Annotated in this window: 16 protein-coding genes and 1 pseudogene; 16 read left to right on the forward strand and 1 reads right to left on the reverse strand. The window is 71.5% G+C overall.

Translation table 11 applies throughout. The features are described 5' to 3' along the window. The first annotated feature begins 13 nt into the window (after nucleotides 1-13). The 7 genes and pseudogenes from AB0947_RS34795 (at nucleotide 14) to AB0947_RS34825 (ending at nucleotide 8406) form a co-directional block, all read left to right on the forward strand. On the forward strand, nucleotides 14-2245 hold the full coding sequence (locus AB0947_RS34795) for a hypothetical protein (RefSeq protein ID WP_366754371.1): 2232 nt from the start codon (nucleotides 14-16) through the stop codon (nucleotides 2243-2245). 118 nt (nucleotides 2246-2363) lie between these two features. Next, nucleotides 2364-2839 (forward strand): annotated as a pseudogene (locus AB0947_RS34800) (hypothetical protein). Further along, a complete protein-coding gene (locus tag AB0947_RS34805; RefSeq protein ID WP_225638122.1) occupies nucleotides 2836-3144 on the forward strand; it encodes a hypothetical protein in 309 nt (102 codons plus the stop codon). The pseudogene AB0947_RS34800 and the gene AB0947_RS34805 overlap by 4 nt, the downstream one beginning before the upstream one ends. A 127-nt stretch (nucleotides 3145-3271) precedes the next feature. Next, on the forward strand, nucleotides 3272-5476 hold the full coding sequence (locus AB0947_RS34810) for an ATP/GTP-binding protein (RefSeq protein WP_366754372.1): 2205 nt from the start codon (nucleotides 3272-3274) through the stop codon (nucleotides 5474-5476). Between the two features lie 19 nt (nucleotides 5477-5495). Continuing rightward, a complete protein-coding gene (locus AB0947_RS34815) occupies nucleotides 5496-5915 on the forward strand; it encodes a conjugal transfer protein TraB (protein WP_366754373.1) in 420 nt (139 codons plus the stop codon). An 81-nt stretch (nucleotides 5916-5996) separates the two neighbouring features. After that, nucleotides 5997-8138, forward strand: coding sequence for a chromosome segregation protein ParM (locus AB0947_RS34820; protein WP_366754374.1), 2142 nt, complete (start codon nucleotides 5997-5999; stop codon nucleotides 8136-8138). Between the two features lie 79 nt (nucleotides 8139-8217). Continuing rightward, on the forward strand, nucleotides 8218-8406 hold the full coding sequence (locus tag AB0947_RS34825) for a hypothetical protein (RefSeq protein WP_366754375.1): 189 nt from the start codon (nucleotides 8218-8220) through the stop codon (nucleotides 8404-8406). Here AB0947_RS34825 and AB0947_RS34830 read toward each other — a convergent pair whose 3' ends face one another. Beyond that, nucleotides 8407-8568: a hypothetical protein gene (locus AB0947_RS34830; protein ID WP_366754376.1), complete on the reverse strand. Its 162-nt coding sequence runs from the start codon at nucleotides 8566-8568 to the stop codon at nucleotides 8407-8409. 150 nt (nucleotides 8569-8718) lie between these two features. Here AB0947_RS34830 and AB0947_RS34835 point away from each other — a divergent pair, with 150 nt between their 5' ends. The 9 genes from AB0947_RS34835 to AB0947_RS34875 all read left to right on the forward strand — a co-directional run bounded on the left by AB0947_RS34835 (nucleotide 8719) and on the right by AB0947_RS34875 (nucleotide 13768). Further along, a complete protein-coding gene (locus AB0947_RS34835) occupies nucleotides 8719-9264 on the forward strand; it encodes a hypothetical protein (protein ID WP_366754377.1) in 546 nt (181 codons plus the stop codon). A gap of 122 nt (nucleotides 9265-9386) precedes the next feature. Continuing rightward, entirely contained in the window at nucleotides 9387-10196 is an 810-nt protein-coding gene (locus AB0947_RS34840) for a hypothetical protein (RefSeq protein WP_366754378.1), read from the forward strand. A 50-nt stretch (nucleotides 10197-10246) separates the two neighbouring features. Continuing rightward, complete coding sequence (locus AB0947_RS34845; RefSeq protein WP_366754379.1) at nucleotides 10247-10507, forward strand: hypothetical protein; 261 nt, start codon at nucleotides 10247-10249, stop codon at nucleotides 10505-10507. Between the two features lie 253 nt (nucleotides 10508-10760). After that, nucleotides 10761-11369 (forward strand): RRQRL motif-containing zinc-binding protein, encoded by a 609-nt coding sequence (locus tag AB0947_RS34850; RefSeq protein ID WP_366754380.1) that lies wholly within the window; start codon nucleotides 10761-10763, stop codon nucleotides 11367-11369. Continuing rightward, nucleotides 11327-11836: a hypothetical protein gene (locus tag AB0947_RS34855; protein ID WP_366754381.1), complete on the forward strand. Its 510-nt coding sequence runs from the start codon at nucleotides 11327-11329 to the stop codon at nucleotides 11834-11836. Before AB0947_RS34850 ends, AB0947_RS34855 begins: the two co-directional genes overlap by 43 nt. Further along, on the forward strand, nucleotides 11833-12177 hold the full coding sequence (locus AB0947_RS34860; protein WP_366754382.1) for a hypothetical protein: 345 nt from the start codon (nucleotides 11833-11835) through the stop codon (nucleotides 12175-12177). The genes AB0947_RS34855 and AB0947_RS34860 overlap by 4 nt, the downstream gene beginning before the upstream one ends. Beyond that, nucleotides 12174-13133 (forward strand): ATP-binding protein, encoded by a 960-nt coding sequence (locus AB0947_RS34865; RefSeq protein WP_366754383.1) that lies wholly within the window; start codon nucleotides 12174-12176, stop codon nucleotides 13131-13133. Before AB0947_RS34860 ends, AB0947_RS34865 begins: the two co-directional genes overlap by 4 nt. Beyond that, nucleotides 13130-13330: a hypothetical protein gene (locus AB0947_RS34870; RefSeq protein ID WP_366754384.1), complete on the forward strand. Its 201-nt coding sequence runs from the start codon at nucleotides 13130-13132 to the stop codon at nucleotides 13328-13330. The genes AB0947_RS34865 and AB0947_RS34870 overlap by 4 nt, the downstream gene beginning before the upstream one ends. A gap of 135 nt (nucleotides 13331-13465) precedes the next feature. Next, a complete protein-coding gene (locus AB0947_RS34875) occupies nucleotides 13466-13768 on the forward strand; it encodes a hypothetical protein (protein ID WP_366754385.1) in 303 nt (100 codons plus the stop codon). The last annotated feature ends 35 nt before the right edge of the window (nucleotides 13769-13803 follow it).

The following is a 13803-nucleotide window of genomic DNA, read 5'->3' on the forward strand; positions in this document are numbered from 1 at the left end:
GGAAGGAGGCGGCGTGGCCGCCACCCGAACCCGCAACAAGAGGCCGACCGCCCGGAAGAAGCCGGCCCTGTCCCGTCTGGCTGCGCAGCCCACCGCCTCCACCACCGACGCCCTCCCGGCCCCGGCCGACACAACGGACGCGAGCTTGAACCTGGAGGCGCCGGCCGGAGTCACGGACGCCCGGGACCGGGCCGCCGACATCATCGACACCGCGCGCGAGCAGGCCGCCGCCCTCCAGGCGGAAGCCGAGAATCAGGCAGCGCGTACCGTCGCCGCCACTCACGAGCAAGTCAGCACGCTGCTGACCGAGGCACAGACCCGAGCGGCGGGCATCACCGCCGACGCCGACCAGGAGGCCACCGCCCAGCGCACGGCGGCCAAGACGGAGATGGAGACGGCACGCGGCAAGGCCGACCGGCTCCTGACCGAAGCACGCGAGCGTGCCGAAACCATCGTGAGCGAGGCCCGAGCACAGGTCGCCGACCTGACCGAGCTGGTCGCGACCGACCGCGCGGCGACCGCGACGGCGGTTGCCGAGCTGCGGCGCCTGGCCGAAGCCGACCTCACCGAGATCTCCGCTCTGGTCGAGCAGCGTCGTACCGAGGCCGGCGCGATCCTCGCCCGCGCGCAGGAGCAGGCCGACGAACTGGTGGCCGCGGCGCAGCGCGAGGTGGAGCAGTCCCGCGAGCGGTTCGCCCAGCTCGCCAAGACGGCCGCCGGCCAGTACGACGCCCGCCGGGCTGAGGCGGAGGCGCTGTACGCGGACGCGGTCAAGGCCGCCGACGACCGGCGCCGCGAGGCCGACGGCTATGTCGCCGCCGCGCACGCCGAGGCGGAGCAGGCCCGCGCCGAGCTGCGTGAGCAGCTGCGCACGCTCTCCGATCAGTTCGACGCGGAGGCCGCCGCCAAGCGCAAGGCCCTCGCCGACGAACTCGGCACGCTCAAGGCCGCGTGCGACAAGCAGCGCGAGCGGCTGCGGGAGGAGGCCAAGACCGTCGCCGCGCAGCTGCGCCAGGCCGCCGAGAAGGAGGCCGAGCGCATCACCGCTGAGGCTGAGCGCAAGGCCAAGGGCATCACGGAGCGGGCGCAGGCCGACGAGGCCCGCGCCCGCCGGCTGCTGAACGAGGCCCGCGAGGCCAAGAAGTCCGCCTCGAAGTGGCGTGGCTGGCGACAGAACCTCGGCAAGAAGGTGTGGACGGGGGCGCCCTGGGTCGCGCTGGCCGCCGGCGTCGGTCTCGCCGCGTCCGGCGAGTACGAACTGGCCCGCATGGTCGGCATCAACGACTACGTCGCTCCGCTCCTGCCGGTCAGTATCGACGTCTACTGCGTCACCGCGTTTAGGGCCAAGAAGGACATCCCCTACGCTCTCGCGCTGATGGCGTCGGCCAACGTGGTCTACCACCTCTCCGAGCAGGCGAAGCTCGTGCCCGAGGGCGGCTCGGCCCCGTGGCAGCTCACCACCTTCGTGGTGCTGATCTTCGTACTCGTGATCTGGCGCGTCCACACCCTCATGCACACCGACGCGACGGACGGCCACAGCGGCACGGACACGCCGTCCGGTACGGCCACCGCAACGCCGGTCCGTACCGGTACGGACGGCGGAAACGGAACGCCCACCCGTACATGTACGCACCGCCGGACGGACGGTACGGACAGTGCGACGTTGGGCCGTACGCAGCCCGCTCACAGCGACCTGTACGCCGCGAATAGCGGCGGACAGGCGGACGGTACGGGCCCCGGACACGACGGTACGGACCCCGCATCCGCCCCGACTCACCCCTCGCACCACGACGGGGGGGAAGCGGCGTTGACCAGGGAGTACAGCGACCGTACACACGGCGTACACACCACCCCGGACGGGGCGGCGCGTACAGGTACGGCGGCCCGAGAGCGTACCCGTACGGCACACGCGGCCGTACAGGGACGCACGGGCACGGTCAGGGTCCGTACAGAGTCCGGCCGCGAGGGCGTACAGGGTGGCCGTACCGGTACGGCGACCGTCTTCTCGCGTGCAACCGGAACCAGCGGTACGGGTCGTACAGGCGGTACGGACCGACCCGGTACGCCCGCCCGGACGGACGAAGAACTCCTCCCGCTCGTACAGAAGCTCCCGCGCGACGAGGACGGCTACGTGACCTTGTACCGGGTCCGTACCGACCTCTCGGTCAACCAGCCCCGCGCGGTCCGGCTGCTGAAGGAGGCCGGCCTGCTCCGCCCCGAGGACGCGGACAAGTACCTGACCTGACCCTGCCGTCCGGCACACACCAGTGAGGGCCAGCCCATCGGAAGTGGGCTGGCCCTCGCTGCGACTGCCCGGAAGCCAGTCGACAGCCCCACCAGTACACCAGGAGGGAAATCCCGCCGTGAACAGCAAAAAAGACCCGAACCACTCCCCCCTGCGCGACGTTGCGCAGAACCCGGAGGCAACCGCCCAGTACCTGGCTGACGTTCAGCGGGTCCTGCTGGACATCGGCAAGAACCTGGAGACCCTCGCGCGCGAGACCCGCCTCCACCTGCGCAAGACGCACGTCGAGGGCGACCGCTGGTACCACGCCAGGCTGCGCGCGATGCCCGTCGAAAAGGCCCTCGGAAATGTGCTCAAGAACCTGAACAACCTCACCGACGGCCTGGAAAAGAGCGCCTATAAGCGTCGCGCTCACGACGAGGCCGTGTTGAATACAAAAAGGGAAGGAAGGAAAAGGAGCTGGAAAGGCAGCGTAAGAAGAACCCGCAGCCGCTTCAGGCCGCACCGAACCCGCCGATGCACGGTACACAAAGCCAGAATATCGGCTATGGTGGTTCCACGTCGATTTACGAAATGGGTCGGGAGTCGGCGTGAACCGCCCCCTCAGTAGCGCCGAACGCTCCGCGCAACGGCGGCAGAACTGGCTGAAGGAAGAGGCGACGAAAGCCCGCGAATCTCGCGGCGAGGCAGGGCAGATGGAATTCTGGCTCCGCCTGGCACGATCCCGAATGGCCAAGGACGTCAAAGCCGGTCGCGGCGACGTCTACTCCGGATTCGCGCTGATCTGCCGCCTGTTCATCACGGCGATGGACCAGCGCGTGGAGGGCGACGGACGGATCTGGAACGACCTACTCAGGTACGCGGAGCAGGTCGTGGCGAAGCACCCCCCGCGTCACTGAACGTCACCAGCCAGGGCCCCGCCGGACTCCGGCGGGGCCTCGCGCGCGTAAAGCGTGCACGCGTGCACGTGCACACGCGTGCACACAAGACCCCACACTCTGTCAAGTCCCAGGAGGGAGGCGCACTGTGTCCGACGAGGACGGCACCGGGACCTTGGTCCAAGGCCCCTGGAGCGGTGATTCCGCGTATGTGCCACCGCCGATCCCGGATTACGGCGACACCATTCCGCCGCCGGAAGACATTCCACCGGCTCCCCCGGAGTCGCCGGAAGAGACGACAATGGAACTGCCGACGATTCCGGCTGCCCCGGACCCGTCGACGGCCCTGCGTTCCGAAGGAATTACGGCGCCGGAAGACGGTGAAGATGACGGCGAATACGAGGAAGGCGAATATGTGCAGCCTCGTTCTCTCGCCGACCGTCTCGGTGACTGGCTGGAATTCCGGCTGGAAAGGGCGCGGGCCCTCCATGAGAGCGAAGCCCCTTTCCGCGAGGCAGAAATAGCGCGGAAGGCTGCACTGCTGGAGGGGCGCACCGCGCAGGAAGTCGCGATGATGGAGCAGAACGGAAAGCTCCACGCCGCGATGATGAAAGCGAAGGGCGACAAGGCGGCGGCACGCGGAAAGGCGGACGCCGACCGCACGACGTCGTCCGCTTCCGGCCTGGGGTCGGACAAGGGCCGTTCGAAGGCCGGCGGCGGGGGCGGATCCTCGCGCGGCGGTGGCGGCAGCGGGCCGTCCCGCACCAACACCGGCTCGGGGCCAAACCGGTCCGGCGCCTCACGTGGTCCCAACTCCAATGGCCCCGGCGGTCGTTCTGGGTCCGGATCGACCGGCGGCGGAGGCGGCAAGGGCAGCTCGAAGGGCCCTCAGTCAGGCTCTGACGGCCGTGCAGCCGGTCCCGGGCGTAACGGTCCGTCCGGAGGGCCGAAAGGATCTCAGACGGGCTCTGGCGGCTCTGGCCGTAGCGGTGGCTCGAAGGGTGACGGCGGCCGGACACAGAACGGTCCGGCGTCCGGTGCTCGTGCCGAGCGGGCCCGTGGCCGCCAGGAGCGCGCCGCGGCCCGGCAGACCGGGCGGCAGGAGCGGCGCAGCGCCGGACACGCCGCCGGCGTCGCGGATCGGTCCAAGGACCGCGACCAGGCCCGCGCCCAGCGGCAGCAGGCGTGGGAGGACCGCCGCGCGAAGCGGCAGGAGCGCGATGCGGCGCGGAAGGCGAAGCGGGAAGCCGCAGCGTCGGCCGCGCCGGGCCGCACCACGTTGGGCCAGGCAGTCGGCGAGGAAGCCCAGCGCCGCTGGGACAAGCGCCGCGCCGACGCGGAGGCCGCCAAGGCCGCCAAGGCCGGCACCGAGAAGGTGAACCTGTCCAAGGACAAGGACTCCAAGGACAAGGGCACCACCGGCAAGGGCGAGAAGACCGCCAAGGAGGGCTCCGACGGGGCCTCCGGCGCCGCGAAGGACAGCAAGGCGACCGATGAGCCGGGCAAGGAGTCCACATCCGGTGACGGGGCGTCTGACGGTGCGAAGAAGCAGCGCCGGTTCCGGCGCCGGCGCACCGGAGCGGGTTGGACGTGGACTGGACGCCGCGGACCCTTCCGATCCGGCCGTCGCGCCGGACACGCCGGCCGGACGGAACGCGGCAGTACGGGCGGGGGCGGCCGGCGCGGCCGTCCGGCGGGCAGCCCGTTCGGCGCGGAGGACTCCACCCCGACGGTGGAGTGGCCCGAGCACGACACCCGCCCGCCCAAGCGCACCGCGAAGGGCGAGGACGACATCGTCGACGCGGACATCGTCCCCGACAGGCCCGCGGCCGTGACGGCCGGCGTCAAGGGCCTGCCGCCCGCACCGGAGAAGCACACCGCCCGGCCCGGCACCAGCCGTCCCACCAGCACGGAAGGGAGCAGCGTGAGCAGCTCGGAGGTCAGCAGGCCGTCCGGTGCGAGCGGCCTCGCCGCCCAGCACCGCACGGACATCACGTTCGACCAGTACCTGATGGAGATGGCGAACATCGCCATCAAGGCCGCCTCCGACCAGGAACGCGCCGAAGCCCTGATGGAGGCCCTCGGCAAAGTCGCCGACGCCCTGCGGGAGATGGCCGCCGACCTGGTCAGCGACCACAACATCGACACCGCGGTGACCGACCTGATCGCGGACCTGGCCGACTCTGCGGCCCGCATGAAGGCGCAGGCCGAACGGTGTGCCGAGCAGTGCGGCATCGCCAAGGAGGCCGCCGCGCTCGCGGCCAAGGAGGTAGCCCGCGTCTACGGCGAGGACATGGCCGCCAAGGAAGACGCCGGCCTCAAGCACGCGTCGGCCGCCGCCCACCACGACTGAGCACGGGAGGCCCACCACGATGAGCAGCGAACTCGCCCCCCGCAACACCAGCACGGCACCTGCCGTTGCCGACGACGACAACCGGTACAAGGCCGTCCAAGCCAAGCTGGACATGCTCGGCACGGCCATGGACGACGCCGGCCTCGAACTGGAGGCCCTGCACCGCAGCATGCAGAACAACGCCACCCACACCGAGGGCGTCACCGACGACATCGAGAACGCCCAATTGGACCCGAAGTTCGTCCGGCTGACCGTCAACGTCTCCCTCGCCCTGCTCGGCTCCGCCCGAGAGGTCCGCAAGATGTCCGACATCGCCGAGGAGACCGTCGACCTCACCCACCAGACCCGGCGCGCCCACGCCAAACTCTACGGCGCCCTGGACGACATCCGTTCCAACCGGCGCGAGAAGACCCCCAAGCCGGGCTTCTTCAACCGCTGACCCCTCGCCCCACCCACCCCGCCACGGGCGGCCCCGCAGTTCTCGCGGGGCCGCCCGTCCTCGTTGCCGAAGGAGAAGCCGGTGACCACGCCGCGCAGTGTCGCGCTCGAACGCCTCGCCTACACCCTCGCCGCGCCCGTGCTGGCCGTGGCCCCGAACGTCTACCCCGACAGCCCCGTCAACCAGGTCGTGCAGCTGGCCGGCGCCGCCGGGATCGGCGGCTGGATCCTCGCGGGCAAAAGCGAGGAGACCGGCGCCGGACGCAAGATCCTGCGCTGGTCCCCACTGGTCCTGGCCGCCGCAGTCGACGTCGCCGCCAAGCACACGCCCGGCTGGGGCCCGTACTGGCTGGACGGACTGCTCGCCGCCGGATGGGCGGCGGCCGGCTACCTGGTGATGCCGTTCTCCCGGCACACCCGCCGCTGTCACCGCCCCGCTCTCGCCGCCCCGGCCCCGCAGCCCGCACCCGCCCAAGCCGCGGAGCCGACCGTGGCGCAGCCGGACGACGGAGCCGACCCGCTCACCCGCCAGGCGCGGATGCTGTGGGAGCGCGCCGGGATGCCCGCCCGCACCCACGTCGTCAAGGCCACCCGGCACACCGCCATGCGCCACGACCTCACCCTGCTGCTGCGCGCCTCGGAGACCGGGCGGCCGATCACCGGCCTCTCCCCCGAAATCGTCGGAGCCGCATTCGGCGTGTCCGCGACGGACGTCACCCTCAAGGACGTCGCCATCCAGCCCGGCCGCCAGGGCGGACCCGGCTGGATGGAAGCCCTCATCACCCCCGAGGCCAACGCCCGGCGCCGCACCCAGCCGACCGACCAGGAGCGCTGGATCGACCGCGTCGCCGGACCCAAGGGCGGCGCCCCCGGCTCCGAGCTGGTCCACAAGACCCGCGACGACGCACGGGCGGTGACCTTCTACCGGGCGAGGATGACCGATTCCACCGAGACGCCGCGCATCGACCTGGCCAAGGTCTGCCGCGCGCTGAACCTGCCCGAGGACGACTCCTGCGTGTTCGTCCTCATCGACGGCAGCGAGTTCCTGATCAGCGCATTCGACGAGCCGCCGCTGTCGCAGATCTTCCCCGCCACGCGTGAGCTGCTCACCCCGGACGCCAAGGGCATGTACGTGTGCGGGTACACCATCACCGGCCAGCCGGTGAAGAACATGGTGTACCAGCACGACAAGAACGCCGCGCGTCACGGGCTGATCCTGGGCGTGTCCCGGAGCGGGAAGACCCAGTACTTCGCGATCGACATGGCCGCCATGTCACTCGCCGGCCAGGTGGTGTGGCTCTCCACCGTCCGCAAGGACGAGAAGACCACCGTGCTGGGTAAGTACATCGACCGGCAGGGCTCCAACGCGCTGTGGATGGCCCGTTCACTGCGCGCGGCGAAGGCGCTGTGCGAAATCCGGGCGGAGATGCCCTGGCCGCACGACGGGCAGCCCCACGACTACAAGCCGGGTGACCCGCGCTGCCCCTACCGACAGCTCAACGTCTTCGCGGATGAGTTCATGACCGCCGCCCAAGACGGCGACTTCGGCGAGTTCATCCAGAAGGACGGCGACGACCTCACCGTCACCGGGCTGAAGTACGGCATCGGCTTCAACCCGGCCGGCCAGAGCCCGTTCGCGCACAACGGGTTCTCCACGGAGATGAAGGACAACCTGCGGCAGAACAGCCGTCCGACCATCTTCAACATGGGTTCGCCCGGCGCCACCCGCAAGGCGGCGGAGGGCACGATGGAGAACCCGTACGACGTGCCGACCATCCCCGCCCGCTACTCCCGCAGCGAAGGCTCCGTGATCGAGCGGGCCATGCGCGGCGAGGCCGATCCGGAGAACGGCGTCTCCACCGGCGGCGTCGCGGTCATCGTCCTGGACAACGGCCGCGCCGTGCTCATGCGGTCGCTGTACGCCGACTTCGACACCGACCTCTCCCGGCTGTTCCCCGACGAGGTCAACCGGCTCACCGACTACGAGATCAGCGAGCTAGACAAGCGCGGCCTGTGGTTCGACTGGAACGAGCCCGTACGGCCCGGCGAGTTCTGGCCCGAGCCCGACGAGGACGGTGACGACGACGAGGGCCGCTCCCGCCGGCGCGGCGGCGGAGGCAAGGGCGGAGGCGGGCGCGGCTCCACGAGCGGCAACCACCGCTCCGAGCAGGTCACTTCTCCCCGCCAGGCGCTGGAGGCCATCAAGAGCCTCACCGACGCCTGATCACACCTGCCCGCCCCCGGGGGTCGGCCTGCCCGGACGCGGCCGGCCCCCCGACCCCATGTGAAGGAGCACCACCGCCGTGGCTCTGTCCATCTCCGCCGCCGTGCTGCTGGGCATCATCGTCTTCGTCCTGATCAAGGGCGGATACATCCGCGTCGGCTCCGCGCTTGCCTGCACGCTGTTCGGCTTCACCCTCGCCGCCACTGGCCTGGCCCCGACCATCAACAGCGTCCTCGCCTCGCTCGCCGGACTGATCTCCAGCCTCTGACTACGCCTCCGTCCACGGCGGGTCCGGGGTGTAGTTGAGCCCGTCGCAGAAACGGCAGTACCACTCCGCGGGCACTTCCCACTTGTTGACCCAGAAGCCGACCTGCTTGCCCACGAAGTAGTTGTCCCCGCCGCACCATCCGCACTCGAAGACGAACTCCACTCCATCCCCTTCCCCGCACCTGATGGTCCGAGGATGCCCGGGACACGGGTGCGCCGACACCCATACGCCCACCCCCACTACACACGCCGAAGGGCGCCGCCGAAGACCCACCGCAGCGGCGCCCTTCGGCGTCCGCTGCCTGGAGCTCCGATGTCCCATGCCTCGCTCTCCCCCGCCATAGACCACCCCGCCCCGACCACCGCCGCGCCGCCGGCGGAACTGAGCCTCGAGGATCGCCTCACCCTCGTGAGCGCGGCGATGACCGCGCGCCTGGACGAAGCGGCCGTCGCCTACGAGGTCAACACTGCGCACATCGACCTCGAGCCCGTGGACCTGGCCGACGTCGTCACCGGCCCCATCGACACCGGTCCCGCCCCGATGCCGGACCTGTACCCGACCCCGGTCGCGGCCCTTCTGCAGCGCGCCCACCACCGGCTGCTCACCGGCGGCTGGTGCAAGGACACGCTGGTCGACGAGGACGGCGCCCGCTGCATGCTCGGAGCCATCCGGATCGAGGCCCGCGGCGACAGCGGCCTGGAAGCCAGCGCGGTCGCCGTGCTCCTGGATGCGATCCGCCGCAAGTTCGGTGACGACGTCGATTCCGTGCCGTCTTTCAACGACGCGCACGGCACGGGACGCGTCCCGATCCGCATGGTCGGTGAGGCCGCCGGCCTCGCCGACGCCCACGGCCTGTAACCCACCCGTCCTCCGGGCCACCTGCCTCGCACCCGAACCCCTCGCGGTCGAGTGCGGGCCAGGCCCTCCGGCCTGCCCACCCCCACCCATCACACCACTCCGAGCGAGGGAGACACCCCGCCATGCAGTCCGACAAGCCCATCAACAGCCAGCGCAACCCGAACAGCCCGAGCTTCTTCGACCTGCTCGACCAAACGGTCCCGCCGCCGGTGCCCGACCTTCAGGACGCGCCCGGCATGACGCGCCTCGCACGGCTGCGCGCGGCATGGGACGCCTCCTGGAAGGAGGGCGGCTTCCTGTACGAGCGGTGGGAGGAACTGTTCCAGGCCCGGCGCGGCTGGCACGAGATGGCCAGCTGGATCAAGGCCGTGCTCAGCCTCGCCGGCGTCTGCGCGGTCATCGTCCTGCTGGACGCCGCCGGCGACATCGTCAGCGCCGCGCTGCACCGCCTGTCCGCCACCCGCACCGTGATCGAGCCGCCCGGCGTCGACACCACCAGCGGCCTGTGGGGCGTGATCGAGGGCCCGATCCGCTCCTACATCGGGCAGCACAGCGCGGGTCTCCCCGTCCCCGGCGCCGCCGTCTACGCCTTCTGGCAGCTCACCGGGCTGATCGGCCTCATCGGGGGATTCGCCGGCAGCACCGGCGCACGCATCCTCTGGACCGGGTGGGGCCTCTCCGGCGTCGCCATGGTGTGGTCCGCCACGCCCGACGGCAGCCGCACCGTCGCCGCCGGCATCGCCGCCCTCTTGTGGGCGCTGGCCAGCATCGTCGCCCTGCGCGGCCTGAGCGTGCGCCCGGTCATCAACAACCTGGCCCCCGCTGCGCCGCAGGTCAACGTCTATCCCGCGTTCCACTTCCCGCCGCAGCCCACGCCCGAGCACGACGACCTGGACGACGAACCCGACAACGTCCACCCGCTCCAGCGCTGACTTCGCGCCTACCCCGTCCCGCACCACCACCGAGCACCGAAGGGAATCCGATGAAGCCGCAGCTGGACGAGACCGAGTTCTGGGTCGGCACCTTCCACGGGAGCCACGACGGCCTCCCCGCCAAGGTCACCGCGACCCGCGACGACACCCGCGACGAGCCGTACGCCTGGACATGCACCTGCGGCGCGTCCCGCTCCTTCCCGACCGAACACGGCGTCGGGCCCACCGCCTGGCGGCACACCCACCCGACCCGCTTCGACCGGCTGCGCTCGTGGGCCGCCCGCCTGTTCAACGCCCGCACCGCCCGCTGACCTGACGCCCTGCCTGGCCCTCGCCCGCCCCGCTTCGGGGTCGGCGAGGACCGGACAGGCCGCCCGGCCGCACGTGGCGCCCCGCCGACACCAGCACGACGTCGACGGGGCGCAGCGCTGTCCACCGACCACTGGAGGAACCGCTCGTGCTCATCCCCCGCCCGCGCCGCCGGATCGGCCGGCCCCGCCCGCAGCGTCCCGGCCCCCGCTACCCGCACCGCCCCGACCGGCTGCCCGGTGCCTGGAGCAGGTGATGCCGCGCCCGAGGAAGAAGCGCCGCCGCGAGGTGAAACGGGTGCCGCGCAGTGACGCGACGCTGCCGGAGTTCGACCGGTGCGCTTGCCCGGAGGGCCTGGTCACCCGGCGGCAGCTACGCGAGCGCGGACTGAGCCCCGGCGGACACGGCCCGGTCGCGGTGCTGCGCTGCAAGGCCTGCGCCTACCGGCCAGACCAGTCCTGCATCCACCCCACCCGGGCCTGGCTCTACAGCGTGGAGCTCGCCCGGCCGAAGCGGGTGCCGACCCTCGCGCAGGAAGAGGCGCTGGACCGGGCGATGGCCGCGAGGGCCACGTGCCCACGGTGTCTCCGGAGGTACTACTTCTGCCTTCCGCTGCGCACCCAGGGCGTGACAAGGGCTACGAGCCCAGCCCCGACACCTACATGCCCTACACGGTCCCGGTCGTCCACCGGCTGGCCGCATAGCGCGGAGCCCCGTTCCGGAAAGAGGCCGGGACGGGGCTCCGCGTCTCGGGCGGCCGCGCATCGGCAAAGGGCCGGCCGCCCGCTCCCTCACCCCTTCGAGATCAGGAGAGATCCAGCATGCAGCATCGTCCCGCCGTCTTCGCCGCCCTGCTCGGACTGACCCGCGCCGGGAGCGCGATCGGGGACTTCTGGGTCCAGTCGGACTTCTGTGGCCGCGTGAAGGGTGCCTCCGACGACCACCCGGTCACCTACCAGAACCCGGTCACCGAGGAGAAGACGTCCCACGGCACGGCCGACGGCCGTAATGCGTGCCTCCAGCACTGCCTGACCCACACGGCTACGCAGGCGATCGTCGCCGGGGCCGGGGCCCGCGCGCTCGGCATCCGGGTCCACCCGGCCGCCGCTGTGGCCGCGCTCGCCATCTCCTTCGGCACCCACTACGCCGCGGACCGACGCGTCCCGGGCAAGGGTCTGCTGGAGCGGATCGCCACCAGGACCGGCAAGGGCGGCTTCTACAAGCTCGCCGACTTCGGGATGAACGGTGCCTTCCACCTTGACTCCGCCTGGCACCACGGCTGGGAAACGGTCGCGGCCGTGGTCGCCACCGCCAAGGCGGCCACCCGATGACCAGCCGCACGCGCCTGGACCGGGTGCGGGCCTTGCTCGGCATCGCCCAGCTCGCCCTTCAACAGGTTCAGGACGACCTGAACGCCGACGACGTCGACGGCCCGGAGCTCGCCGCGATCCTGCGCGAGCTTCAGGAGGACGTGGACGTCCCCGGCGGTCTCTTCCCGATGCTCGCGCAGGTGGTCAGCACCGCAGCGCGCCGGGCGGAGCAGATCGAGCCGGACCGCGACGGCGACGCCTCCTGTCCGCTGCACGAGGCCGCCGCCCTGCTCACCGACAACGCCGGGCAGCGCCTGAACTGGGCTGCCCGCTCCCTCGACCCGCAAGGAGATGCCGCATGACCTCGGTGCTGTACCCGGACCTGCCCGAGAACGGACTGATCGTGCTGATCGGCGCCTCCGGGGCGGGCAAGTCGACACTGGCCCGCACCTGGCCGGCCTCCCAGATCCTCTCGCTCGATGGTCTGCGCGGTGTGGTCAGTGATGACCCGGGTCGGCAGGACGCCACGGCTGATGCCGCCGACGTTCTCAAGCTGATCCTGGAGCGCCGGATGGCCCGGAAGCTCAACACGGTGATCGACGCGACCAACGTCGACCAGGGCGTGCGGGTGGAGCTGGTGATGGCCGCCAAGCGGCACGGCATGCCGACCGTCGCGGTCGTCGTCGCCACGCCGCTGCCGGTCTGCCTGGAACGGCAGGGCCCGCGGCCGGACAACCGGCGCGTGCCCGAGGACGTCGTCCGCGCCCAGCACCAGGCCATGGTGCACTCGCATCAGCGGCTGGCCGCCGAAGGCTTCAACACTGTCGTCTTCGCCGACGCCCTGTACCGCCTGGAGCCGTTCCTGAAGCGGCTCTCGCAGGCCCGGGAGGCCGAACTCGGGCGCGACGGCAGCACCGGCTTGGGCGATCTGCTGCTGGTCCGCCGCTTCTTCGGCCCGGAGATCCTGCCGCTGTGGCGGTGGCGGCCCGGCTCGGACCTGGTGACCGGCCGGGACCGCGTCGCGGAGATCCGTCTCGGGCAGCAGTACCTCACCCTGGCGTACCGCGACGACGTCGACGGCGAAGGCGACTTCGGCTTCGACGTCCTGCTGCCCTGCCCCTTCGATGCGGAGTGCACCGGCCAGGCGTGGGCCCCGGTCTACTCGGTCACCGACCTGCACAAGGCGCTGACCGGCGCCATGGACAGCGACCCGGACATCGTCTGCACCGTCCACGGCGACGGCGTCGACGACGACCAGGACGACGACCCCGAGGGCCGCGCGGACCTGGAAGTGCAGTACGCCGACGCGGTCGCGTGAGCCGCGCCGCCGACGGCCCGCACCCGCAGCCGCTCACCCCGGCCGAACTCCCGGCCGGGGATGAGTGGTGGCACGGCTGCCCCGAGTGTTATCTGCCGATCCAGGGAGGGGCCGCCGGCCTCGCCGCGCACCGCCGCACCGTCCACACCAGCGCCGGTGATCCACGGCGGCCCATCACGATCCACCTGGACCTCTGACCGGCGGGCCCGATTCCCGAGTTTGGGAAACGGGCCCGGCGTGACGGGCGCTCCGTGCCGCCCCGGCCCTCTTTGACGAAGGCCGGGGCGGTCGCGGTGGTCCCTCACCACCGAGCACGAGAGGAGCTGGACGTCATGCACCTGCGGATCTACGAGGTCGACGTCCCGATACACGACACCAACCACCCCGACCGGCACGGCGTGCACGTCTTCACCGGCGTCGCCGACTCTCCCGCCGCGGCCCTGCGCCGCGCCCACGAGGTGTACGACGCCGCGCTTGCCGCGCACACGGCCGGACTCGAGAACCCTGGCAAGCAGCCGGACAGCTGGACAGCGCGCGGGCTTGGGCCCGGCTGGCAGATGGAGTGGCCCGCTGCGAAGGCCGGCCTCTGGCACAACCCCGTCAGCTGGACGACCTGCAGCGACTTCGCGCTGTAGATCCGCCCCGGGACAGGCGAACGGCGGACAACCAA

Source organism: Streptomyces sp. NPDC047841 (genome assembly GCF_040704085.1).
GTDB lineage: Bacteria > Actinomycetota > Actinomycetes > Streptomycetales > Streptomycetaceae > Streptomyces > Streptomyces argyrophylli.